Origin of the sequence: Mesorhizobium sp. AR07 (assembly GCF_024746815.1) — a bacterium.
Taxonomy (GTDB): Bacteria; Pseudomonadota; Alphaproteobacteria; order Rhizobiales; family Rhizobiaceae; genus Mesorhizobium.
Map to the genome: position 1 here is coordinate 244,801 of NZ_CP080525.1, position 20,118 is coordinate 264,918.

At 62.9% G+C, this 20,118-nt stretch carries 22 protein-coding genes; 10 read left to right on the forward strand and 12 right to left on the reverse strand.

Annotation, left to right across the window (positions count from 1 at the left end):
- The first annotated feature begins 26 nt into the window (after window positions 1-26).
- On the forward strand, window positions 27-2,072 hold the full coding sequence (locus BPNPMPFG_RS01295) for an NADH:flavin oxidoreductase (RefSeq protein WP_258592883.1): 2,046 nt from the start codon (window positions 27-29) through the stop codon (window positions 2,070-2,072).
- Window positions 2,073-2,207: 135 nt separating this feature from the next.
- On the opposite strand, the gene BPNPMPFG_RS01300 is transcribed toward BPNPMPFG_RS01295, so the two are convergent.
- The gene (locus tag BPNPMPFG_RS01300) at window positions 2,208-2,612 is read right to left on the reverse strand and encodes a hypothetical protein (RefSeq protein WP_258592884.1); all 405 of its coding nucleotides are present in this window, start codon (window positions 2,610-2,612) and stop codon (window positions 2,208-2,210) included.
- A gap of 121 nt (window positions 2,613-2,733) precedes the next feature.
- On the opposite strand from BPNPMPFG_RS01300, the gene BPNPMPFG_RS01305 reads away from it, so the two are divergent.
- Window positions 2,734-3,162: a MarR family winged helix-turn-helix transcriptional regulator gene (locus tag BPNPMPFG_RS01305; protein WP_258592885.1), complete on the forward strand. Its 429-nt coding sequence runs from the start codon at window positions 2,734-2,736 to the stop codon at window positions 3,160-3,162.
- Between the two features lie 19 nt (window positions 3,163-3,181).
- On the opposite strand, the gene BPNPMPFG_RS01310 is transcribed toward BPNPMPFG_RS01305, so the two are convergent.
- Together BPNPMPFG_RS01310 and BPNPMPFG_RS01315 are read right to left on the reverse strand one after the other, a co-directional pair.
- Complete coding sequence (locus BPNPMPFG_RS01310) at window positions 3,182-3,922, reverse strand: polysaccharide deacetylase family protein (protein WP_258592886.1); 741 nt, start codon at window positions 3,920-3,922, stop codon at window positions 3,182-3,184.
- A gap of 74 nt (window positions 3,923-3,996) precedes the next feature.
- Window positions 3,997-6,066: a putative bifunctional diguanylate cyclase/phosphodiesterase gene (locus BPNPMPFG_RS01315; protein WP_258592887.1), complete on the reverse strand. Its 2,070-nt coding sequence runs from the start codon at window positions 6,064-6,066 to the stop codon at window positions 3,997-3,999.
- Between the two features lie 308 nt (window positions 6,067-6,374).
- Here BPNPMPFG_RS01315 and BPNPMPFG_RS01320 point away from each other — a divergent pair, with 308 nt between their 5' ends.
- Both BPNPMPFG_RS01320 and tdh read left to right on the forward strand, forming a co-directional pair.
- On the forward strand, window positions 6,375-7,562 hold the full coding sequence (locus tag BPNPMPFG_RS01320) for a glycine C-acetyltransferase (protein ID WP_258592888.1): 1,188 nt from the start codon (window positions 6,375-6,377) through the stop codon (window positions 7,560-7,562).
- 162 nt (window positions 7,563-7,724) lie between these two features.
- The gene (gene tdh / locus BPNPMPFG_RS01325) at window positions 7,725-8,759 is read left to right on the forward strand and encodes an L-threonine 3-dehydrogenase (RefSeq protein WP_258592889.1); all 1,035 of its coding nucleotides are present in this window, start codon (window positions 7,725-7,727) and stop codon (window positions 8,757-8,759) included.
- Between the two features lie 219 nt (window positions 8,760-8,978).
- Here the strand turns inward: tdh and BPNPMPFG_RS01330 are convergent, their stop codons facing one another.
- Window positions 8,979-9,422: a MarR family winged helix-turn-helix transcriptional regulator gene (locus BPNPMPFG_RS01330; RefSeq protein ID WP_258592890.1), complete on the reverse strand. Its 444-nt coding sequence runs from the start codon at window positions 9,420-9,422 to the stop codon at window positions 8,979-8,981.
- 101 nt (window positions 9,423-9,523) lie between these two features.
- On the opposite strand from BPNPMPFG_RS01330, the gene hmgA reads away from it, so the two are divergent.
- From hmgA to BPNPMPFG_RS01350, 4 genes are all read left to right on the forward strand, one after another.
- Window positions 9,524-10,837, forward strand: a complete 1,314-nt coding sequence (hmgA, locus tag BPNPMPFG_RS01335; protein WP_258592891.1) for a homogentisate 1,2-dioxygenase — start codon at window positions 9,524-9,526, stop codon at window positions 10,835-10,837.
- Window positions 10,838-10,848: 11 nt separating this feature from the next.
- Window positions 10,849-11,703, forward strand: coding sequence for an MBL fold metallo-hydrolase (locus BPNPMPFG_RS01340; RefSeq protein WP_258597030.1), 855 nt, complete (start codon window positions 10,849-10,851; stop codon window positions 11,701-11,703).
- A gap of 112 nt (window positions 11,704-11,815) precedes the next feature.
- Window positions 11,816-12,829 (forward strand): fumarylacetoacetate hydrolase family protein, encoded by a 1,014-nt coding sequence (locus BPNPMPFG_RS01345; RefSeq protein ID WP_258592892.1) that lies wholly within the window; start codon window positions 11,816-11,818, stop codon window positions 12,827-12,829.
- Between the two features lie 4 nt (window positions 12,830-12,833).
- Complete coding sequence (locus tag BPNPMPFG_RS01350) at window positions 12,834-13,121, forward strand: hypothetical protein (RefSeq protein WP_258592893.1); 288 nt, start codon at window positions 12,834-12,836, stop codon at window positions 13,119-13,121.
- Between the two features lie 87 nt (window positions 13,122-13,208).
- Here BPNPMPFG_RS01350 and BPNPMPFG_RS01355 read toward each other — a convergent pair whose 3' ends face one another.
- Both BPNPMPFG_RS01355 and hppD read right to left on the reverse strand, forming a co-directional pair.
- A complete protein-coding gene (locus BPNPMPFG_RS01355; RefSeq protein ID WP_258592894.1) occupies window positions 13,209-13,394 on the reverse strand; it encodes a type II toxin-antitoxin system Phd/YefM family antitoxin in 186 nt (61 codons plus the stop codon).
- 64 nt (window positions 13,395-13,458) lie between these two features.
- Entirely contained in the window at window positions 13,459-14,613 is a 1,155-nt protein-coding gene (gene hppD, locus BPNPMPFG_RS01360) for a 4-hydroxyphenylpyruvate dioxygenase (RefSeq protein ID WP_258592895.1), read from the reverse strand.
- Window positions 14,614-14,712: 99 nt separating this feature from the next.
- Here hppD and BPNPMPFG_RS01365 point away from each other — a divergent pair, with 99 nt between their 5' ends.
- Window positions 14,713-15,180: an Lrp/AsnC family transcriptional regulator gene (locus BPNPMPFG_RS01365; protein WP_258592896.1), complete on the forward strand. Its 468-nt coding sequence runs from the start codon at window positions 14,713-14,715 to the stop codon at window positions 15,178-15,180.
- 227 nt (window positions 15,181-15,407) lie between these two features.
- On the opposite strand, the gene BPNPMPFG_RS01370 is transcribed toward BPNPMPFG_RS01365, so the two are convergent.
- From BPNPMPFG_RS01370 to aztA, 6 genes are all read right to left on the reverse strand, one after another.
- Window positions 15,408-15,746 carry a protein tyrosine phosphatase family protein gene (locus BPNPMPFG_RS01370; RefSeq protein ID WP_258592897.1) on the reverse strand — a complete coding sequence of 113 codons (339 nt, stop codon included), beginning with the start codon at window positions 15,744-15,746 and terminating at the stop codon, window positions 15,408-15,410.
- 70 nt (window positions 15,747-15,816) lie between these two features.
- Complete coding sequence (locus BPNPMPFG_RS01375) at window positions 15,817-16,254, reverse strand: DUF6691 family protein (protein WP_258592898.1); 438 nt, start codon at window positions 16,252-16,254, stop codon at window positions 15,817-15,819.
- A 4-nt stretch (window positions 16,255-16,258) separates the two neighbouring features.
- Window positions 16,259-16,681 carry a YeeE/YedE family protein gene (locus tag BPNPMPFG_RS01380; protein ID WP_258592899.1) on the reverse strand — a complete coding sequence of 141 codons (423 nt, stop codon included), beginning with the start codon at window positions 16,679-16,681 and terminating at the stop codon, window positions 16,259-16,261.
- 121 nt (window positions 16,682-16,802) lie between these two features.
- Window positions 16,803-17,744 carry a zinc ABC transporter substrate-binding protein AztC gene (gene aztC, locus BPNPMPFG_RS01385; protein ID WP_258592900.1) on the reverse strand — a complete coding sequence of 314 codons (942 nt, stop codon included), beginning with the start codon at window positions 17,742-17,744 and terminating at the stop codon, window positions 16,803-16,805.
- Window positions 17,745-17,772: 28 nt separating this feature from the next.
- Window positions 17,773-18,648 carry a zinc ABC transporter permease AztB gene (aztB, locus tag BPNPMPFG_RS01390; protein ID WP_258592901.1) on the reverse strand — a complete coding sequence of 292 codons (876 nt, stop codon included), beginning with the start codon at window positions 18,646-18,648 and terminating at the stop codon, window positions 17,773-17,775.
- Complete coding sequence (aztA, locus tag BPNPMPFG_RS01395; protein ID WP_258592902.1) at window positions 18,648-19,481, reverse strand: zinc ABC transporter ATP-binding protein AztA; 834 nt, start codon at window positions 19,479-19,481, stop codon at window positions 18,648-18,650. Before aztA ends, aztB begins: the two co-directional genes overlap by 1 nt.
- A gap of 227 nt (window positions 19,482-19,708) precedes the next feature.
- Between aztA and BPNPMPFG_RS01400 the strand changes: the two genes are divergently transcribed.
- Window positions 19,709-20,053 (forward strand): RidA family protein, encoded by a 345-nt coding sequence (locus tag BPNPMPFG_RS01400; protein ID WP_258592903.1) that lies wholly within the window; start codon window positions 19,709-19,711, stop codon window positions 20,051-20,053.
- Window positions 20,054-20,118 lie beyond the last annotated feature (65 nt).

Below are 20,118 nucleotides of genomic sequence, written 5' to 3' on the forward strand. Positions count from 1 at the left end.
GCACAATTTGAAACAGCAGGAAGACGATGACCAGCAACGATCCGCTTCTCCAGCCCTATCAGCTCAAGCACCTGACGCTGAAGAACCGGGTCATGTCGACCAGCCATGAGCCGGCCTATTCGGAAGACGGCATGCCGAAGGAGCGTTATCGCCTCTACCATGCCGAAAAGGCCAAGGGCGGCATGGCGCTGACCATGACCGCCGGCTCCGCCATCGTCTCGCGCGACAGCCCGGCTGCATTCGGCAATCTACATGTCTATGACGACAGGATCGTGCCGTGGCTGGCTGAGCTTGCGGACGCCTGCCACGAACACGACTGCAAGGTGATGATCCAGATCACCCATCTCGGTCGCCGCACCGGCTGGAACAAGGCCGATTGGCTGCCGGTGCTCTCGGCCTCGCCGGTGCGCGAGCCGGCGCATCGCGCTTTCCCCAAGACCATCGAGGACTGGGACATGGAGCGCATCGTCGCCGACTATGCCTCGGCCGCCCAGCGCTGCCACGCCGCCGGCCTCGACGGCATCGAATTCGAAGCCTACGGTCATCTGCTCGACGGCTTCTGGTCGCCGGCCACCAACCAGCGCGACGACGAGTTCGGCGGCTCGCTCGACAACCGCTTGCGCTTCACCGACATGGTGCTCGATGCCGTGCGCGCTGCGGTCGGCGAGAAATTCGTTGTCGGCATTCGCATGGTCGCTGACGAGGACTTCGACAAGGGCCTGTCGAAACAGGAGGGCGTCGAGATCGCCAGGCGGCTGGCCGGTTCCGGCAAGGTCGATTTCCTCAACATCATCCGCGGCTCGATCGAAAGTGACGCTGCGCTAACCAAGGTCATCCCTGTGACCGGCATGCGTTCCTCGCCGCATCTCGATTTCGCCGGCGAGGTGAGGGCGGCGACAAAGTTCCCGACCTTCCATGCGGCGCGGATTTCCGACGTTGCCACCGCGCGCCATGCCATCGCCACCGGCAAGCTCGACATGGTCGGCATGACCCGCGCCCACATCGCCGATCCGCACATCATCCGCAAGGTGATGGAAGGCCGTGAGCACGAGATCCGTCCTTGCGTGGGCGCCACCTATTGTCTCGACCGCATCTACGAAGGCGGCGAGGCGTTGTGCGTCCACAATGCCGCGACCGGCCGCGAGGCCGATATTCCGCACATCATCGCCAGGACCGAGGGGCCAAAGCAGAAAATCGTCGTCATCGGTGCCGGCGCCGGTGGGCTGGAGATTGCACGGGTCGCGGCCGAGAGAGGCCACAAGGTGACGGTGCTTGAAGCGTCGAGCCAGGCCGGCGGGCAAGTTCGGCTGGCGACGCAGAATCCGCGCCGCAAGGAATTGATCGGCATCATCGACTGGCGGCTGGCCGAGCTCGACCGGCTCGGCGTCGAGATCCGCTATGACACCTGGGCGGAAAAGGACGACGTTCTGGCGCTGTCGCCCGACGTGGTGGTGGTCGCCACCGGCGGCCTGCCACAGAACCCGCCGCTGACGGCGGGCGACAATCTCGTCACCTCGAGCTGGGACATCATGGCCGGCAGCGTCAAGCCGGCCGAAAACGTGCTGCTTTTCGACGACAATGGCGGCCATCAGGGCATGGGCGCGGCCGAACTGATCGCCAATGCCGGCTCGAAACTCGAACTTGTCTCGCCGGAGCGCTTCTTTGCCCCGGAAATGGGCGGCATGAACCACGTGCCCTACATGCGCGCCTTCCAGGAAAAAGGCGTCACCATCACCATCAACACGCGGCTGCGCTCGGTGCGGCGTGAGGGCAATCAACTGGTAGCCGAACTGGCTTCGGATTTCGCCGAGGGCTGGCGCGGCGAGCGCTGGGTCGACCAAATTGTGGTCGAGCACGGCACGCTGCCGCTCGACGATCTTTATTTGTCCCTGAAGCCGCTGTCGAAGAATGGCGGCGCGGTGGATTATGAGCGGCTGGTCAGCGGCGGCGACATCTTTCCCAAGCGCAACCCGCAAGGTGGCTTCGTGATGTTCCGCATCGGCGACGCCGTCGCCTCGCGCAACATCCATGCCGCCATCTATGACGGCATCAGGTTCGGTTTGCGGATCTGAAAGTCATCATCGCGGAATTGGTGGCGCGCGGCCGGACCTGCATACGAGAGCCCGTGTACGTCGATCGGACCGCGCGCCCGCACGTCATTGGCTCATCGCCAGACAACGTACGATTCTGTGAATTTGTGCCGCGTCTCAGACCATCCTCGCGATGGCCATGCACAGTACGGTGACGACCAGCAGCCATGCGGCGATGCGTTCGCCCGCCGCCATTCTGGCGCGCAGTTGCGTTTCGGTTTCCGCATTCGCGCCGGCAAGCCGTCTGCTGGGCGCTCCGACCATAGCGCCGAGAACGCCGGCGGCAGCGAAGGCGGTCAGGATGCCTAGCGCCAGCACCATTTCCATCGAGCCGAAAGAGGCGCCGTGGAAGAAGTACCAGAGCAGCGCCCCGGTCAGGAAAACCAAGCCGGCCGCGCCCATCTGCGGCTGGATGAAGCGCTCGGCCCGGATGTCGGGATCGCGCGCCAGGGTGATCGTGGTGCCGGCCGGCCCAGAAAACACCGGCCATGACGTGAAGACCGATAACGACGATGTAGACATATTGCATGATCGAGGCTCCTCTCGTCCGCCATCGCCATGTAGTTAGATATCTAACGATTAGATGTCAATGTATAAACTGCCACCAGTTCCATCGGCCTGTCCCTTGTTCTAGTGTCTTGTCATGACACCCTTCGAACGCCCGCCAGTCGGCATGAATCTCGGCCGCACCGCCAAGCTCGTCGCCCAGGCCTTCGACGCCGCTTTGGTCGAGGCGGGCGGCACTTTGCCGGTCTGGCTTACCTTGCTGTCGGTCAAGTCGAGCAAGCTTGCCAACCAGCGCGAACTTGCCGGCATGATCGGCATCCAGGGTGCGACATTGACCCACCATCTCAACGCGATGGAGGCGCAGGGCCTGCTGACGCGGCGCCGCGATCCCGTCAACCGCCGGGTTCATCTGGTCGAATTGACCGCGGCCGGAGAAGCGATGTTCGAGACATTGCGCAAGGCAGCCCTTGGCTTCGACAAGCGGCTGCGGGTGGGGTTGTCCGACGAGCGCCTGGCGGAGTTCGCGCAGGTGCTGGCGGCGTTGCGGGCCAATGTGGAAAGCTAGGGCAGGGCTGATGATTGCCTCAGTCGTCGTAGCCCTGGATTGTTCCAAAAGCGTAGTGGCGCAATTTTAGCGCGGTGATCAGGTTGGTCAGCTTCGTCTTGCCATCAAACCGGTCCTGAAACATCTCGTCATGCATCAGCAGGATCAGTTTGCGCGGCTTGACGAAGCGGCCATAGCCGAACAGGTGATCGATCTCGCTGACCAGATGGTCGACGCTTTGCACCGGCTCGCCGCTGTCCTTGTGCACCCATTCGTGGTCCCAGCCGTAGAGATAGAAGCCCGAGGCCGCGACAAACTCGTAATCGGGCTCCTCGCGGCCCTCCTGGGCCAGGCCAAGGGAGGTGTCGTTTTTCGACATTGAGGGCAGCCGGAACACGTCGCGCCCCGGCAGCCGGGCGTGCACCATTGGCTTCAGGCCGAGCACCGCGTTGGCCCGCATCATGTCGGCGACGACGCCTTCGGTGTCGGCGTAGTAATGCTGGTAGCGGTTGTTGGCATGGCTGTAGCTATGGTTGCCGAGCGTCACCTGCGGAAGTCGCTTGGCGCGCTGGACGAGCGCCTTGTTGGCAGCACTTGCCTGCGCATGCATGCCGACCATGAACATCGTCGCCAGAACCTGCTCGGCTTCCAGCACGTCGAGGATGTTGCTGGTGCCGTTCAGCGGACCATCGTCGAAGGTGAGATAGATGGTGCGATCCGCCGCATGGGCGGGGGATGCGAAAACCAGCAGTGCCGCCAGGACAAACCGAAACGGTGTCATTATCAGCACTATCCGGTTGCGATCACGACAGGCGGCCATGTCCATGACGGCTTGTCAAGGTATCTCGGCAAGGCCTAGGCCAGGCTTCCCTGCAGCACCGTCAGCCTGGCTTTCTTCGGCATGCGGGCCGTCAGCCATTCCAGGGCCTTGTCCCGCGGCATCGGGAAGGCGATGGAATAGCCCTGCACCTGGTCGCAGCCGATCGCCATCAGCGAATCGAGTTCGGCTTCGGTTTCCGCACCCTCGGCAACGATCGAGATGCCGAGGCCACGCGCCAGCTCGGTGATGGCGCGCACGATCTTCGAGTTGTCGCCATTCTCATGGATGTTCTGGACGAAGCGGCGATCGATCTTCAGCCGGTCGATCTCGTTTGGATTGACATGGCTGAGCGAGGCATAGCCGGTGCCGAAATCATCGAGTTCGAGATGCACGCCGGCTGCCCTGATGTGGCGCAGCTTGGCGGCGATGCCGGTCTTCTCGTCGTCGAGAATGACGGATTCGACGATTTCCAGTGACAGTTTCTGCGGCGGCAGCCCGGCCTTCTCCAGCGTCTCGAACAGAAACGCATCGAAATCATGCTCGCGCAATTCGGTCCCGGAAACATTGACGGCAAGCCGCCCGAAGGCAATGCCGTTGCGGTTCCATTCGGCCGCTTCGTTGATCGCCTTGCTGATGACGATGCGGCCGATCTCGGGCATGAAGCCGCATTTCTCGGCGACCGGAATGAATTCGCCAGGTGGGATCATGCCGCGCTCGGCATGGTTCCAGCGCACCAGCGCTTCAATGCCGCTGATCGTGCCGTCGGTCAGCGAAACTTGCGGCTGGAAATAGACCTGGAACGCCCGCTCCGAAATGGCGACCTTCATGTCGTGCTCGAGCTGCTTGCGGTAGTCGAGTTCGCGGCGCAACTCCTCGGAGAAGAACGAGAAGTTGCCGCCCCCCAGTTTCTTGGCGGAATAGAGCGCCAGATCGGCGTGGACCAGCAGATCCTGCGCATTGTCGGCGTCGATCGGATAGACGGCGATGCCGGCGCTGGCGCCAGGAAGAATGGTCGTACCCTGGAACACGATCGGCTCGTTGATGTGCGCCAGGATGCGCCGCGCCAGCATGTTGATGTCTTCGGTGCCGCCGGCGCCGGCAAGGATCATGACGAACTCGTCGCCGCCCAGGCGCACGCACAGATCCGACGCCCGACAGGAATCGCGCATGCGCTGCGCCGTGACAACAAGCACATAGTCGCCGGCGGCGTGGCCGAGCGTATCGTTGATCTGCTTGAACCGGTCGAGGTCGAGCTGGACGACGGCGAGGCGCTCGCGACGCCGATGCGTGCCCTTGATCAGCGTATCGAAATGATCGGTCAGGAACGTCCGGTTGTGTAGGCCGGTGAGGCCGTCATGCACCGCGATGAAGGCCATCGAATTGCGCGCATCGATCAGCTCATGCGTCTTGCGCAGGATGGCGTTCGACATCGGCCTGAAGATGAACAGAGCCACCAGCAGAATGACGGCGAGGGTGGCATAGAACAGCGTGCGATGGAGAGCGAGCAGCTTGTCGGAGCGCTCGTCGGCATCGGCACTGATGCGCTGGCCAAGTGCGGCGTAGCCCGACAGGGTCGCGTTGGCCACCGAGGCGTCGAGATTGACGCGCTCGCCCCCACCCTTGTAGCCGTCACTGGCGCCCGTCAGCTGGGATTCAAAGGATGAGATCAGCCGCTCGCCATTGGCGACAAGGCCCACCGAGAAATAGTCGAGATGGAACGGCTTGGCGAACAGCACGCTCTCGATCGATTTCGGGTCCAGACGGGCCGGCGACATCGGATCGGCGTTCGTCTGGTCGAGCAGGAGATCGTAATTCGTCTCGAACTCCGCCGTCGCCTGCTTGAGTGCGCTGACCAGCGCCGGCTGCTTGTCGCGCGAAGCGGCACCCGTCGCGCTGGCAAGGAAGACGATGCGCTGCGACAGCGCCTTTTGCGTTCCGACGATATCGAGCAAGGTGTGATTGTGCTGTTGGGTGGCCATCGTCTGCTGCAGCAGGATGAACGAGGCCACCACCATCGCGGCAATGATCAGCAGGGCCAGCCAGTAGCCAGCCTTGATCAGCAGTATGAGCTTGCCTGAAACGGTTTGCACCGGCTGCTGCGACATTTTCGGGGGCGGCCCTCTCGCCAACGGATTCTTGCTGCGAGGACCATTGGCCTGCAAATGTTAACAGGTTTGGAAATCGACAGCCGACCGGCAAGGGCAAGACTCGGAAAGATCGCCAAATGGTTATCGGCTCGTTTAGCGTCGAGTCCGCATTTGAGCGGTCGTCGGTCGGCACCTTTGTCGTCGCGTCGCTTTGGCGGCTGCATGACGATCCACATCGGGACGCTTGCCACCGATCCGGTCGTTTTTGCGATGGATTTTTCGCGCGGACGAGACGACAGTCGGCCCACATCAAACGAGGCCCGATCATGACCGCAGCATTTCTCACACACATCGACAGCGAGCTCGCGGGGCTGAAATCGGCCGGCCTCTACAAATCCGAGCGGGTGATCTCGTCGACCCAGTCGGCTCAGATCGAGGTCGGCGGGCAGAAGGTGCTCAACTTCTGCGCCAACAACTATCTCGGCCTTGCCGACAGCGCCGATTTGCGCGCGGCGGCCAGCCAGGCGCTTGACCGCTACGGCTACGGCATGGCCTCGGTGCGCTTCATCTGCGGCACGCAGGAGGAGCACAAGCAGCTCGAGGCGACGATTTCATCCTTCCTCGGGCTGGAGGACACCATCCTCTATGGCTCCTGCTTCGACGCCAATGGCGGCCTGTTCGAGACACTGCTCGGCGAGGACGATGCGATCATTTCCGATGCGCTCAATCACGCCTCGATCATTGACGGTGTGCGGCTGTCGAAGGCCAAACGCTTCCGCTATGCCAACAACGACATGGCCGATCTCGAAGCGCGCCTGAAGGAAGCCAGGGATTGCCGCTTCCGGCTGATCGCCACCGACGGCGTGTTTTCGATGGACGGCATCATCGCCAATCTCAGGGGCGTCTGCGACCTCGCCGACAAGTACGATGCCATGGTGATGGTCGACGACAGCCATGCGGTCGGCTTCGTTGGCCGGAACGGCCGCGGCTCGGCCGAACATTGCGGCGTCGAGGGCAGGGTGGACATCATCACCGGTACGCTCGGCAAGGCACTCGGCGGCGCATCCGGCGGTTACACATCGGGCAAGAAGCAAGTGGTCGATTGGCTGCGCCAGCGCTCGCGGCCATACCTGTTCTCCAACACGCTGATGCCGGCGATCGCCGGGGCTTCGATCAAGGTGTTCGACCTGATCCGCAATGGCGACGCCTTGCGCGAGCGCCTATATGCCAATGCGGCGCGGTTCCGGTCGCAAATGGGCAAGCTCGGCTTCACCTTGGCCGGAGCCGACCATCCGATCATTCCGGTGATGCTGGGCGACGCGACATTGGCACAGGAGATGGCGGCGCGCATGTTGAAGCGCGGCATCTATGTCATCGGTTTTTCCTTCCCGGTGGTGCCGAAGGGGCAGGCACGCATCCGCACGCAGATGTCGGCGGCGCATTCCAGCGCCGATATCGACCGCGCGATGGAAGCGTTTGCCGCCGTCGGGCGCGAACTCGGGATCATTGGATGAGGCTTTACCCTCCCCCTTGTGGGGAGGGTCGACGAGCGACCGCTTGCGAAGCAAGTGGTCGGGAGACGGGGTGGGGGTACGCACAGATCTCCACCAACAACTTTGGACCCACCCGGCCCTTCGGGCCACCCTCCCCACCAGGGGGAGGGCAAGGAGCTAGATATGTCGAACATGATGAAGGCGCTGGTGAAGGCCAAGGCCGAACCGGGCATCTGGATGGAAGAAGTGCCGGTGCCGGACATCGGCCCCAACGATGTGCTGATCAAGATCAAGAAAACCGCGATCTGCGGCACCGATGTGCATATCTACAATTGGGATCAGTGGGCGCAGAAGACGGTGCCGGTGCCGATGGTGACCGGCCACGAATTCGTCGGCACCGTCGCCGATTTCGGCGCCGCGGTCACCGAATACAAGGTTGGCCAGCGCGTGTCGGGGGAAGGTCACATCGTCTGCGGTCATTGCCGCAACTGCCGCGCGGGCAGAGGGCATCTGTGCCGCAACACGCTCGGCGTCGGCGTCAACCGGCCCGGCGCCTTCGGCGAGTATCTGGCGATCCCGCAGCACAACGTCGTGCCGATCCCCGATGACGTACCGGACGAGATCGCCGCGATCTTCGATCCCTTAGGCAATGCGGTTCACACCGCATTGTCCTTCGATCTGGTCGGCGAGGACGTGCTGGTCACCGGCGCCGGGCCGATCGGCATCATGGGCGCGCTCGTCGCCCAGTGCGTCGGCGCGCGAAAAGTGGTCATCACCGACATCAACCCGGTGCGGCTGGCGCTGGCGAAAAAGCTCGGCGTGCAGCATGTCGTCGACGCCTCCCGGGAGAAGCTGCGCGACGTCATGCCGGCGCTCGGCATGACGGAAGGCTTCGACGTCGGCCTCGAAATGTCGGGCGCCGCCCCCGCCTTCCGCGACATGATCGACACCATGAACAATGGCGGCAAGATCGCCATCCTTGGCATTGCGCCCACCGGCTTCGAGATCGACTGGAACAAGGTCATCTTCAAGATGCTGCATCTCAAGGGCATCTATGGCCGCGAGATGTTCGAGACCTGGTACAAGATGATCGCGCTGGTGCAAGGCCCGCTCGATGTTTCCGGGCTGATCACGCACCGCATCGGCATCGACGATTTCCAGACCGGTTTCGATGCGATGCGCAGCGGCAGTTCGGGCAAGGTGGTGATGGACTGGTAGGCGACTAATGAAGGGCGTTGCGATCCTTCGCGCCCCCCTCTGTCCTGCCGGACATCTCCCCCACTTGGGGGGAGATTGGCTGTCATCACGGACTTCGCCAATCTCCAACGTTGCAGGATTGAGCTCAGCGCCGAAACTGCCAATCTCCCTCCTTGTGGGGGAGATGTCCGGCAGGACAGAGGGGGCGCTGTCCCGCCAACGTATCAGTGTGTTCTCGACTTAGCCCTTACCCAAAGCCGCCTCCAGCGCAGCCAATCCTTCCGCAATCGCCGTGCGCTCGCTGGCGCTCAGCTTCGCCAGCAACCCCCGCTCGAACGCCTTCGCCAGCGGCACCATCTCGCGATACGCGGCAAGCCCGGCCCTGGTCAGCGTCAGATGCTCGACGCGGCGGTCGTTTTCGTCAGGCGTGCGGGTCAGCCAGCGTCGCCGTTCGAGCTCGGCGACGGCGCGCGACACCTTGGTCTTGTGCATGGCCGATTGCTCGCCGAGTGCTGTCGCCGTCATCGTGCCGTGCTGGCCGAGCCCGGAAAGGGTGCGCCATTCCGGGCGGGTCAGGCCATGGCTGTCCTTGTAAATCCCTGCGAATTCGCGGCTGACGGCATCGGCCAGCCGATAGAGCCGGTAGGGCAGGAAGGATTCCAGGTCGAGGATTTCCGGTTCCATGGTTGCATATCCCGGCGGAAGCATTGGCATTGATAGTTACATTTTCGATGGTTACAAATGAAACCAGTTTGGTCAATTGGGATCTATTCCGGGAGGAAGCGATGGCCTTTTCCTACATGCCGGGCTTCGGCAACGACTTCGAAACCGAAACCTTGCCCGGCTCGCTGCCGCAGGGACGAAACTCGCCGCAGCGGCCGGCCTATGGCCTCTATGCCGAGCAGCTTTCCGGCTCGCCCTTTACCGCCCCTCGCGGCACCAACGAGCGCTCCTGGCTCTATCGCATAAGGCCGAGCGTCAAGCACACCGGCCGCTTCAAGCCGGCGAATTATCCGCTGTGGAAGAGCGCGCCCAATGTCGGCGACCACGAGCTGGCGCTTGGCCAGTATCGCTGGAACCCGGTGCCGATGCCGAAAGAACCGACCGATTTCATCGCCGGCATGCGCAGCATCACCACATCAGGCGATGTGCTCGGACAGACAGGCATGGCGGCCCACGTGTATGTCGCCAACCGCTCGATGGTCGACGATCATTTCTTCAATGCCGACGGCGAGTTGCTCATCGTGCCGCAGGTCGGCGCCCTTCGCTTCGTCACCGAGATGGGCGTCATCGAGCTTCGACCCGGCGAGATCGCGGTGCTGCCGCGCGGCCTTGTCTTCAAGGTCGAACTGGTCGATGCCGAAGTGCGCGGCTATGTCTGCGAGAATTACGGCGCCAAGCTGACGCTGCCCGATCGCGGCCCGATCGGCGCCAATTGCCTCGCCAACCCGCGCGATTTCAAGACGCCTTGCGCCTGGTTCGAGGAGAAGGAGACGCCGTGCCGGCTGACGGTGAAATGGTGCGGAAATTTCCATGTCACCGAGATCGGCCATTCCCCGCTCGACGTCGTCGCCTGGCACGGCAACTACGCGCCCTACAAATATGATCTGGCAAATTTTTCACCGGTCGGCGCGCTGCTGTTCGATCATCCCGATCCGTCGATCTTCACCGTGCTGACGGCGCCGAGCGGCGAGGAAGGCACCGCCAACATCGACTTCGTCATCTTCCCGCCGCGCTGGCTGGTGGCGGAGGATACGTTCCGGCCGCCCTGGTATCATCGCAACATCATGAGCGAGTTCATGGGCCTGATCCACGGCCAGTACGACGCCAAGGAGGAAGGTTTCGTGCCCGGCGGCATCAGCCTGCACAATCTGATGCTGGCCCATGGGCCGGATGCGCCTGGTTTCGAAAAAGCCTCGCGCGCGGACCTGAAACCGGTCAAGCTCGACAACACCATGGCCTTCATGTTCGAGACCCGTTTTCCGCAGATGCTGACCCGCTACGGCGCCGAACTGGAAACCCGGCAGGACAATTACATCGACTGCTGGGCAGACCTGAAGAAGCGTTTTAACGGCACGCCCGAGGGCGACTGGTCTTGAGCGGCGAGCCAATGCCGGACCGGCTGGTGCTTTTGGGCTCGAAGGGCGGCCCGGCGCTGCGGCCGGGCGGACCGTGGCCGAGTTCGTCGCTGCTGCGGATTGGCGGCCGGCTCATCGTCGTCGACTGCGGGCTTGGCGTGACGCGCGCTCTGGTCGACGCCGGCATCGGCCTGAAGGCGCTCGACCTGATCTTCATCACGCATCTGCATTCCGACCATGTGCTGGAACTCGGGCCGCTGATCCACACCGCCTGGACGGCGGGTCTGGCGACGCCGGTTGGCGTGTTTGGCCCGCCCGGCACCGGCCATTACTGGCGGCGCTTTTGTCAGGCGATGGAATTCGACATCGAGATCCGCATCGTCGATGAGGGCAGGCCGGATATTCGCGAGCTGGTGTCGATCAACGAATTCGGCGAAGGCCAGGTGCTTCAGCAACGCGGCCTGAAGGTTTCGGCCCTGCGCGTCGACCATCCGCCTGTGATCGACTGCTTTGCCCTGCGCTTCGAACATGGCGGGAGAAGCGTGGTGTTCTCCGCCGATACGGCCTTCTTTCCGCCGCTCGCCGATTTCGCCCGAAGCGCTGACATTCTCGTCCACGAAGCCATGCTGGAAGAGGGCATCGAGCGGCTGGTGGCCAAGACCGGCAATGGTGCGCGGCTGAAGGACCATCTGCTCGCCAGCCACAGCTTTGCCGAGGAGGCCGGGCGCATTGCCAGCGATGCCGGCGTGAAGAGCTTGGTGCTCAATCATCTCATTCCGGCCGACGACGCCGGGATCGTCGAGGCCGATTGGATCGCCGTTGTCAGGAAAACATGGGCCGGCGACTTGACGATCGCCCGCGACGGCCTTGTTGTGGAGCTAGCATGATCGCGAACCGAAGGACCGCATTAGCGAAAAGTGGGAACCGGTTTTCGGAAAAGATCATGCGTAGAAGAAAAGTCCAAAGCGGCGCCGAAGCCGCGTCAGGAGAGGAAACCGCATGAAGCTTGCCACATTGAAGGACGGGACGCGCGACGGAAAACTCGTCGTCGTCTCGCGCGACCTGACACGCTTCACCGACGCCTCGTTCCTGGCGCGCACGTTGCAGGCAGCGCTCGACGACTGGCGGCGCATCGCCCCGCATCTCGCGACAATAGCGGAATCGCTGGAGAACAATGCGATGCCGTCGGAGCGCTTTCACGAACATGACGCCCATTCGCCGCTGCCGCGCGCCTATCAATGGGCCGATGGCTCGGCCTATGTGAACCATGTCGAGCTGGTGCGGAAAGCGCGCGGCGCCGAGATGCCGGCGAGCTTCCGGACCGACCCGCTGATCTACCAGGGCGGTTCGGACTCGTTCCTTCCGCCGCGCGATCCGATCCGCATGGCTGACGAGGCCTTCGGCATCGACATGGAGGGGGAAGTCACGGTTGTCGTCGACAACGTGCCGATGGGCGCCAGCCTCGATGAGGCCCGTGCCGCGATCCGGCTACTGATGCTGGTCAACGACGTGACGCTGCGTGCGCTCACCGGGCCGGAACTAGCCAAGGGTTTCGGCTTCTTCCAATCGAAACCGTCCTCGGCCTTTTCGCCTGTCGCGGTGACGCCGGACGAATTGGGGGACGCCTGGGATGGCGGCAAGGTCAGCCTGCCGCTGCTCGCCGATCTCAACGGCAAGCCGTTCGGCCGCGCCAATGCCGGCATCGACATGACCTTCGATTTTCCGGCGCTGATCGTCCATGCCGCCAGGACAAGGCCACTGGCCGCTGGCACGATCATCGGTTCCGGCACCGTATCCAACAAGCTCGACGGCGGGCCGGGCAAGCCTGTCTCAGCCGGCGGCGCAGGCTATTCCTGCATCGCCGAACTGCGCATGATCGAGACCATTGTATCAGGCGCGCCCAAAACGCCATTCCTGCGCTTCGGCGACACGGTGCGCATCGAGATGAAGGACACGACCGGACGTTCGATCTTCGGCGCCATCGAGCAGAAGGTCGAGAAATACGAGAGGTGAGGGGATGACGGGGTTCTATCTTCTGGCGGGTGCCTGGGCGCTTGCCATGCTGGCGGTCTTCATCCTGGCGATCCGGCTGAGCTATCGCATCGAGGCGCGCTCGCCGGACCTGACCAACCGCAGCGGCTTTGCGCGCAAGGTGATGATGTTCCACACAGTTACCAATAGGGAGGTCGCGCGGGACGCGGAAACGCAGGGCATGCGGCGGCGCATGAACCGGCTGCTGCTGATCGTTCTCGCCGGGTTTGTGGTTCTGTGGGCGGGTCTGTCTCTGGTCCGGTCAGTGGAATGACGTGATGAAGAGTTCCTGCTCGACTATGACATCAAGCTGAGGAAGGCGGAGGTCGAGAGGCTGGGGCTTTAGTTGCCAATTCCCATCTTAAACAATCGGCCTATCAACCGCTGAAGTGGTGCCGATGCGAGGCAGAAGGTCGACCTTCACCGGAGGCGGGAGGAGGCGCGCTACCGGTTTGCCGCGTCGGGTGATCACGATCTCTTCACCTGCCTTCGCGCGCCTTACGAGTTCCGACAGTCTAGCTCTGGCTTCGGTTATGGAGACGTTCACGGCTCGACCTCTTGTGATCGGAATTTAAACCAAAGCCGATCGAGCCGCAAACGAGCTTGAAGTTTCAGGCCGCCTTACCATCAACCTTGATCACGCCGCGCTTGATCTGGTCCTGCTCGATGGATTCGAACAGGGCGCGGAAATTGCCTTCGCCAAAGCCCTCGTCGCCCTTGCGCTGGATGAACTCGAAGAAGATCGGCCCGATCACGGTTTTGGAAAAGATCTGCAGCAGGATCTTGGTCATGCCGCCGTCGACCACGCCTTCGCCGTCGATGAGGATGCCGTGCTTCTTCATCCGCTCGATCGGCTCGTTATGGCCGTTCACCCTGGCATAGGACATGTCGTAATAGGTTTCCGGCGGCCCGGGCATGAACTTCAGCCCGTTTTCGGCCAGTCGGTCGGTGGCGGCGTAGATCTCGTCGGTGCCCACCGCGATGTGCTGGATGCCTTCGCCATTGTACTTCTTCAGATATTCGGCGATCTGACTGGTCTCGTCCTTGGATTCGTTGAGCGGGATGCGGATCTTGCCGCAGGGCGAGGTGATGGCGCGGCTGACCAGCCCGGTGATCTTGCCGTCGATGTCGAAGAAATGGATCTGCTTGAAGCCGAACAGATTGCGGTAGAAATCCCACCATTTGTCCATCTGGCCGCGATAGACATTGTGGGTGAGGTGGTCGAGGAAATAGAAGCCGACGCCTTGCGGCCGCGGGTCGCGCGCACCGAGCCACTCGAATTCGGCGTCGTATGCCGAGCCCTTCTTGCCATAGGTCTCGATGAAATAGAGCAGCGAACCGCCGATGCCGACGATTGCCGGCACGTCGAGCGCCTTGTCGTTGCCTTCGTAGGGCGTGGCGCCCTTGGCAACGGCGTGGTCGAAAGCATGCTTGGCATCGACCACCCGCCAGGCCATCGAGGCCGCGCAAGGGCCGTGCTTGTCGGCGAACCTCATCGCGTGCGAGCCCGGCTCGGCATTGACGACATAGTTGATGTCGCCCTGGCGCCAGACGGTGATGTCCTTGGTGCGATGCCTGGCCACCGCGACATAGCCCATGCGGGTGAACAGTTCGGCAAGCTTTTCGGGCTCGGCATGCGCGAACTCGACGAACTCGAACCCATCGGTGCCGGCGGGGTTGTCCTTGCTGATCGTGGCGGGCGGGGCGTCGTGCGTGGAAGGGACCCATGATATTCCTCCGGATTTGGCTTGGCCTGAAAAGGCCATCTGATGCCATCATAGCGCGGAGCCGGTGCATGGTGCTTGCATTCAAACGCTTGAAATGATCATCTCATGCGTGAAACGTGCATGATGATGGACAGAACCATGGATGAGACGCGCATTGATCAGTTTGACCGCAAGATAATGGCGCTCTTGCAGGGCGATGCGGGCCTGACCAACAACGATCTCTCGGAGCGGGTGAACCTATCGGCATCGCAATGCTCGCGCCGCCGCCAGCGGCTCGAGGAGGACGGCTATATCAAGGGCTACCACGCCCTGCTCGACCGCGACAAACTCGGCTTCTCGCTGGTCAACGTCATTTCGGTGACATTGGCCACCCACAACCGCGACAACGCACGCCGCTTCGGCGAACTGGTGGCGCGACTACCTGAAGTACAGGAGGCCCACGCGCTGACCGGCGAGATGGACTATATCCTGAAAGTCGTGACGCCCGACTTGAAGTCACTGTCCGAGTTCGTCAACGGCGTGCTCCTGCCGCATGAATCCGTGCAGCATGTGAAGACCGCGATCGTGCTCGAGACGCTGAAGGAGACAGGGGCACTGCCGATTTAGTCTGAGCGGATTCCACTGATACGTTGGCGGGACAGCGCCCCCCTCTGTCCTGCCGGACATCTCCCCCTCAAGGGGGGAGATCGGATGTCGCATTGGCTTTCGCCGACTTTCAACGCTGCAGAATGGTGGCGAGGTCAAAGCTGCCAATCTCCCCACTTGAGGGGGAGATGTCCGGCAGGACAGAGGGGGGCGTGAAGGATCGCCACAGTGCGGAATAGGGAGGCTGTTTATCCCTTCGACTGCTGGATCAGCCCATACAGATTGGTGCAGCGCGCACCGGAGCGGCAATAGGCGAAGACCGGGCCGTCGAGTTCGTCGAGCGCTTCGGCCTGGTCCTCGACATTCTCGGCCGTGATCTGGCCGCTGATGACGGGGATGTAGCGGAAGGCGAGGCCCGCGGCTTCGACCGCTGCCTTGACGTTGTCGGCCGAGGGCTGGCCGGGCTGCTCGTCATCGGGCCGATTGCAGATGACGCTCTTGAAGCCGGCGTCCTTGATGGCGGCAACGTCTTCGGGCTGGATCTGGCCCGAGACCGAATAGTCCTCGCTGATCTCACGGTATTCCATGGCGCTATCCTCGCAATCTGGTTTGGTGGGAGTCTTGCCACTCCCTGATGGGATCGGCAACCGTGATTTGCTAAGCTGATGCCGGGCGAAGAAGCCGCGCTCTGGCGAAACGCGCCACGACAATGCCGGCGATCACCGCCGCGACGAAGATCGGCGTCGCCGAATAGCCAAGGCCGAGGGCCGGAATGGCGCCGCCCGGGCAAAAGCCGGCAATGCCCCAGCCGATGCCGAAGATGGCGGCGCCGCCGACCAGTTGTCCGTCGATGGTGCGCCTGGTGGGCGGCGCGAAGGCGGTCTCGAACACCGGCGCCTTGCGCCAGCCGAACACCAGGCGGTAGCCGGAGAAGGCGACAGCCAGGCCGCCGCCCATGACGAAGATCAGGCTCGGATCCCAGCTGCCGGCGATATCGAAGAAGTTCAGCACTTTGGCCGGATTGATCATGCCGGAAACAGCGATGCCGAGGCCGAAAACCCCGCCGATCAGGAAGGCCGAGACGAGCTTGTTCATGGCATCAGCCTCCGATCACATGACGAATGATGAAGACGGTGATGAAGGCAGTGACCATGAAGGTCGCGACGGCAACGATCGAGCGCTGCGACAGGCGTGCAATGCCGCAGATGCCGTGGCCGCTGGGGCAGCCGGCGCCGAAATGCACGCCGAGGCCAACCAGGAAGCCACCGGCGACGAGGGCCAGCGTCGGCACCGGCACGCTGAAAGCGATCTGGCCATCGACGGCCATGAACAGCAGCGGCGCCACGATCGCGCCGGCGAGGAAAGCGGACCGCCATTGCCAGTCAGGCGAAAGCGGTGGGATCACGCCGGTCAAGATGCCGGTCATCCCGGCAATGCGGCCATGAAAAGCCATCAGCAGCACCGCCGACAGGCCGATGAGAGCGCCGCCGAGCAGCGACTGGAAAGGCGTGAAATCTGTCATGACGATGCCGGTTTTCGAGCTGTGGTCGATCTGCGTTGACCTGGTTTAGTGCAGATAGACATTTCCGGCGCAAAATCCAGCCGGGCTATCTCAGCCCGGCCAGATGAATGGTGTCGATCAATCAGCTGCCGAGAATGGCGCCTTTGATCTGGCGGATGTTGTTGTGCATCATGTCGATATAGGTCGAGGCCGGGCCGTCGGGCTGCGACAGCGCATCCGAGTATAGCGTGCCGCCCACCTTGATGCCGGTTTCGCTGGCGATCTGCTCGATCAGGCGCGGGTTGGTGATGTTCTCGACGAAGATCGCGGCCGCCTTGTCCTGCTTCACCTGGTCGACCAGCTTGGCGACATCGGCGGCGGACGGTTCGGAGTCGGTCGAGATGCCTTGCGGGGCAAGGAAGGTCAGGCCGTATGCGTGCTCGAAATAGCCGAAGGCATCATGCGAGGTGATGACGACGCGCTTGTTTTCCGGGATCGAGGCGATCGCCGCTTTCACTTCACCTTCGACCGCGTCGAGCTTCTTGGTGTAGGCGGTGGCATTGGTCTGGTAGCTGACACAGCCATCGGAGTCGGCGGCGCAGAAGGCGTCGGCGATGTTCTTCACGTAGATCCTGGCATTGGCGATCGACTGGAAGGCGTGTGGATCGGTGACTGTCTTGCCGCCGCCGGTGCCGGCACCTTCGGCCGCGTCGGCGTCGGCGAATTCAGGCTTGAAATCGATCGGCGTCACGCCCTTGGTCAAGGTGACGATCGAGGCCTTGGTGGCGCTGGCATCGACCAGCCGTTGCAGAAAACCTTCGAAATGCAGGCCGTTGACCAGCACGATGTCGGCCTTGGCCATGGCCACCGCATCGGCCGGGCTCGGCTCGTAGACATGCGCGTCGCCATCGGGCCCGACAATGGTGGTGATATCGATGCGGTCGCCGCCGACATTTTTCGCGAAATCGGCAATGACGGTGAAGCTGGCAACCACTTTCAGCGGTGCGGCGAAGGCCGACGATGCGCCAAAGGCGGTTAATGTTATAACGCTCATCGCCAGGGCGGCGCGGATCGATTTCAGCATGGACGGGTCTCCTTCTAGGGGCGGGGGATCAGGCCGTTCTGTGACGGTGGTGGATGATGCGCGCGCGAAGAATGCCGCGCGTGCCAAACAGGATCGAGGCGAAGTAGACGATGCCGGCGGACAGGATGATGGCCGGGCCGGACGGCAGCGACGCGTGATAGGACAGGAGCAGCCCGGCGATGCAGGAGGCAAAGCCGATCAGCACCGCAAGCACGCACATCGGCTCAACGCGCACCGTCCAGAACCGGGCGGCCGCGGCCGGCAGCATCATCAGCCCGACCGATAGAAGCGTGCCGAGCGCCTGGAAGCCGCCGACGAGGTTGAGCACGACAAGCCCGAGAAAGATGAAATGCACGGGGCTGCCGAGCCGGCTGACCGAGCGCAGGAACAGCGGATCAAGGCATTCGGCGACCAGCGCCCGCCAGAAGATGGCGAGGCTGACCAAAGTCACCGCGACAATGCCGCCGATCAGCGTCAGCGCTTCGTTGTTGAGCGCCAGCACGGTGCCGAACAGCACATGCATGAGGTCGACGCTGGAACCGCGGATCGACACCATCAGCACGCCGATCGCGAGCGATATCAGATAGAAGGCCGCCATCGAGGCGTCCTCGCGCTGGATGGTGAAGCGCGACACGGCGCCGGCGCCGAGCGCCACGATGATGCCGGCGATCAGGCCGCCGATCGTCATTGGCAGAATCTCCAACCCATAGAACAGGAAACCGGCGGCCGCACCCGGCAGGATGGCATGCGCCATGGCGTCGCCGGACAGGCTCATGCGCCGCAGCATCAGGAACACGCCGATGGGGCAGGCGCCGAGCGACAGCATCAGCGAACCGATCAGCGCTCGCTGCATGAAGCCGAAATCGGCGAAGGGCGCGATGAAAAGACTATAAAGTGTGTCCATCACGCAGCCCTCGGTCCGGCGCCGTGATGATGGTCATGCCCGTGCGCATGGTCGTGCCCAGGGGCATGGTCGTGTCCTTGGACATGACCATGGGCGTGCTCGTCTGGCTCGCACCACGGCGCATTCTCTTCCCAAGCCTCGTGGAAACGGCGGGCGCGCAACAGGTTTTCCGGCTTCAGCGTTTCCCTGGTCTCGCCCCAGGCAATCGGCTGGCGGGCCAGCAGCAGCGTTTCGGGGAAATTCTGTCGCACCAGATCCAGATCATGGACCACCACGAGGATGGTGCGCTCCTCGCCATGCCAGCGCTTGATCAAGGCGATCAGGTCGCCGACCGTCTTGGCGTCGACGGCGTTAAATGGTTCGTCGAGCAGGATGAGGTCGGCGTCCTGCAAGAGCACACGGGCAAACAGCGTGCGCTGCAGCTGGCCGCCCGACAGCGTGTCGATCGGGCGCTTCTCGAAGCCGCCGAGGCCGACCGCCATCAGCGCCTGGCTGACGGAATCGCGATCTTCCTTGGTATGGCGGCCAAGCAGCCCGCGTCGTGGCCACAGGCCGAGCGATACCAGGTCGACCACCCGCGCCGGAAAGGAGCGGTCGAGCTCCGATTGTTGCGGCAGATAGGCGGCGCGCACGCCAGGCGCGCGGATGACTTCGCCGGCCATCGGCTTCAAGACGCCGACAATGCCTTTCATCAGCGTCGATTTGCCGGAACCGTTGGCGCCGACCACGGCCGTCAGAGACCCCTTGCGGATCGTGCCGTCAAGATGATGGATGGCCGGATGGCTGCCGTAGCCAAGCGTCAGGTCGCGGAATGTCAGGCAGGTCTTTGTCATTCTGCGATCCATGGGGCGTCGAAATGCGGCTGCTGGCAGCGGCCGATTGGATATGTGATGTTATTACATTAGTCAACAAGTCAGTCGCGCGCAATTGCGCTTGCAGGGTCAACTTGCCGTGTGCGGATGCCACGCGCCATTGGCCCAAGGGGATTCGACCGGGCGACCTTGCCCGAAGCCGGCGGCAACTCTAAAGAGGCGCAACCGACACAGGAAGGAACCAAGCAATGAGCATTCGTCGCATCGATGTTGGCCCGCGTATGAGCCAGATCGTCATTCACGGCAACACCGTCTATCTGGCCGGCCAGGTTGGCCAGCCGGGCGGCAACGTTGCGTCGCAGACCCGGGACATCCTGGCGGCCGTCGATGAACTGCTCGCCAAGGCCGGCACCGACAAGACCAAGATCCTGCAGGCGATCATCTGGCTCGCCGACATGAGCACCTTCTCCGAGATGAATTCCGAGTGGGACAAGTGGGTGCCGCAAGGCAACACACCGGCCCGCGCCACCGGCGAAGCAAAGCTCGCCGGACCGGAATATCTGGTCGAGATTATTATTACGTCGGCGGTTTAAGTCTTTACCCTCCCCCTTGTGGGGAGGGTCGCTGCGAAGCAGCGGGGTGGGGGCCGGCGCCGACC

Excerpts from the sequence above, each read along its gene's own strand:
- BPNPMPFG_RS01295 (WP_258592883.1), top strand. The coding sequence starts at position 27 with ATGACCAGCAACGATCCGCTTCTCCAGCCCTATCAGCTCAAGCACCTG.
- BPNPMPFG_RS01300 (WP_258592884.1), bottom strand. The coding sequence starts at position 2,612 with ATGTCTACATCGTCGTTATCGGTCTTCACGTCATGGCCGGTGTTTTCT.
- BPNPMPFG_RS01305 (WP_258592885.1), top strand. The coding sequence starts at position 2,734 with ATGACACCCTTCGAACGCCCGCCAGTCGGCATGAATCTCGGCCGCACC.
- BPNPMPFG_RS01310 (WP_258592886.1), bottom strand. The coding sequence starts at position 3,922 with ATGACACCGTTTCGGTTTGTCCTGGCGGCACTGCTGGTTTTCGCATCC.
- BPNPMPFG_RS01315 (WP_258592887.1), bottom strand. The coding sequence starts at position 6,066 with ATGTCGCAGCAGCCGGTGCAAACCGTTTCAGGCAAGCTCATACTGCTG.
- BPNPMPFG_RS01320 (WP_258592888.1), top strand. The coding sequence starts at position 6,375 with ATGACCGCAGCATTTCTCACACACATCGACAGCGAGCTCGCGGGGCTG.
- tdh (WP_258592889.1), top strand. The coding sequence starts at position 7,725 with ATGTCGAACATGATGAAGGCGCTGGTGAAGGCCAAGGCCGAACCGGGC.
- BPNPMPFG_RS01330 (WP_258592890.1), bottom strand. The coding sequence starts at position 9,422 with ATGGAACCGGAAATCCTCGACCTGGAATCCTTCCTGCCCTACCGGCTC.
- hmgA (WP_258592891.1), top strand. The coding sequence starts at position 9,524 with ATGGCCTTTTCCTACATGCCGGGCTTCGGCAACGACTTCGAAACCGAA.
- BPNPMPFG_RS01340 (WP_258597030.1), top strand. The coding sequence starts at position 10,849 with ATGCCGGACCGGCTGGTGCTTTTGGGCTCGAAGGGCGGCCCGGCGCTG.
- BPNPMPFG_RS01345 (WP_258592892.1), top strand. The coding sequence starts at position 11,816 with ATGAAGCTTGCCACATTGAAGGACGGGACGCGCGACGGAAAACTCGTC.
- BPNPMPFG_RS01350 (WP_258592893.1), top strand. The coding sequence starts at position 12,834 with ATGACGGGGTTCTATCTTCTGGCGGGTGCCTGGGCGCTTGCCATGCTG.
- hppD (WP_258592895.1), bottom strand. The coding sequence starts at position 14,613 with ATGGCCTTTTCAGGCCAAGCCAAATCCGGAGGAATATCATGGGTCCCT.
- BPNPMPFG_RS01365 (WP_258592896.1), top strand. The coding sequence starts at position 14,713 with ATGGATGAGACGCGCATTGATCAGTTTGACCGCAAGATAATGGCGCTC.
- BPNPMPFG_RS01370 (WP_258592897.1), bottom strand. The coding sequence starts at position 15,746 with ATGGAATACCGTGAGATCAGCGAGGACTATTCGGTCTCGGGCCAGATC.
- BPNPMPFG_RS01375 (WP_258592898.1), bottom strand. The coding sequence starts at position 16,254 with ATGAACAAGCTCGTCTCGGCCTTCCTGATCGGCGGGGTTTTCGGCCTC.
- BPNPMPFG_RS01380 (WP_258592899.1), bottom strand. The coding sequence starts at position 16,681 with ATGACAGATTTCACGCCTTTCCAGTCGCTGCTCGGCGGCGCTCTCATC.
- aztC (WP_258592900.1), bottom strand. The coding sequence starts at position 17,744 with ATGCTGAAATCGATCCGCGCCGCCCTGGCGATGAGCGTTATAACATTA.
- aztB (WP_258592901.1), bottom strand. The coding sequence starts at position 18,648 with ATGGACACACTTTATAGTCTTTTCATCGCGCCCTTCGCCGATTTCGGC.
- aztA (WP_258592902.1), bottom strand. The coding sequence starts at position 19,481 with ATGACAAAGACCTGCCTGACATTCCGCGACCTGACGCTTGGCTACGGC.
- BPNPMPFG_RS01400 (WP_258592903.1), top strand. The coding sequence starts at position 19,709 with ATGAGCATTCGTCGCATCGATGTTGGCCCGCGTATGAGCCAGATCGTC.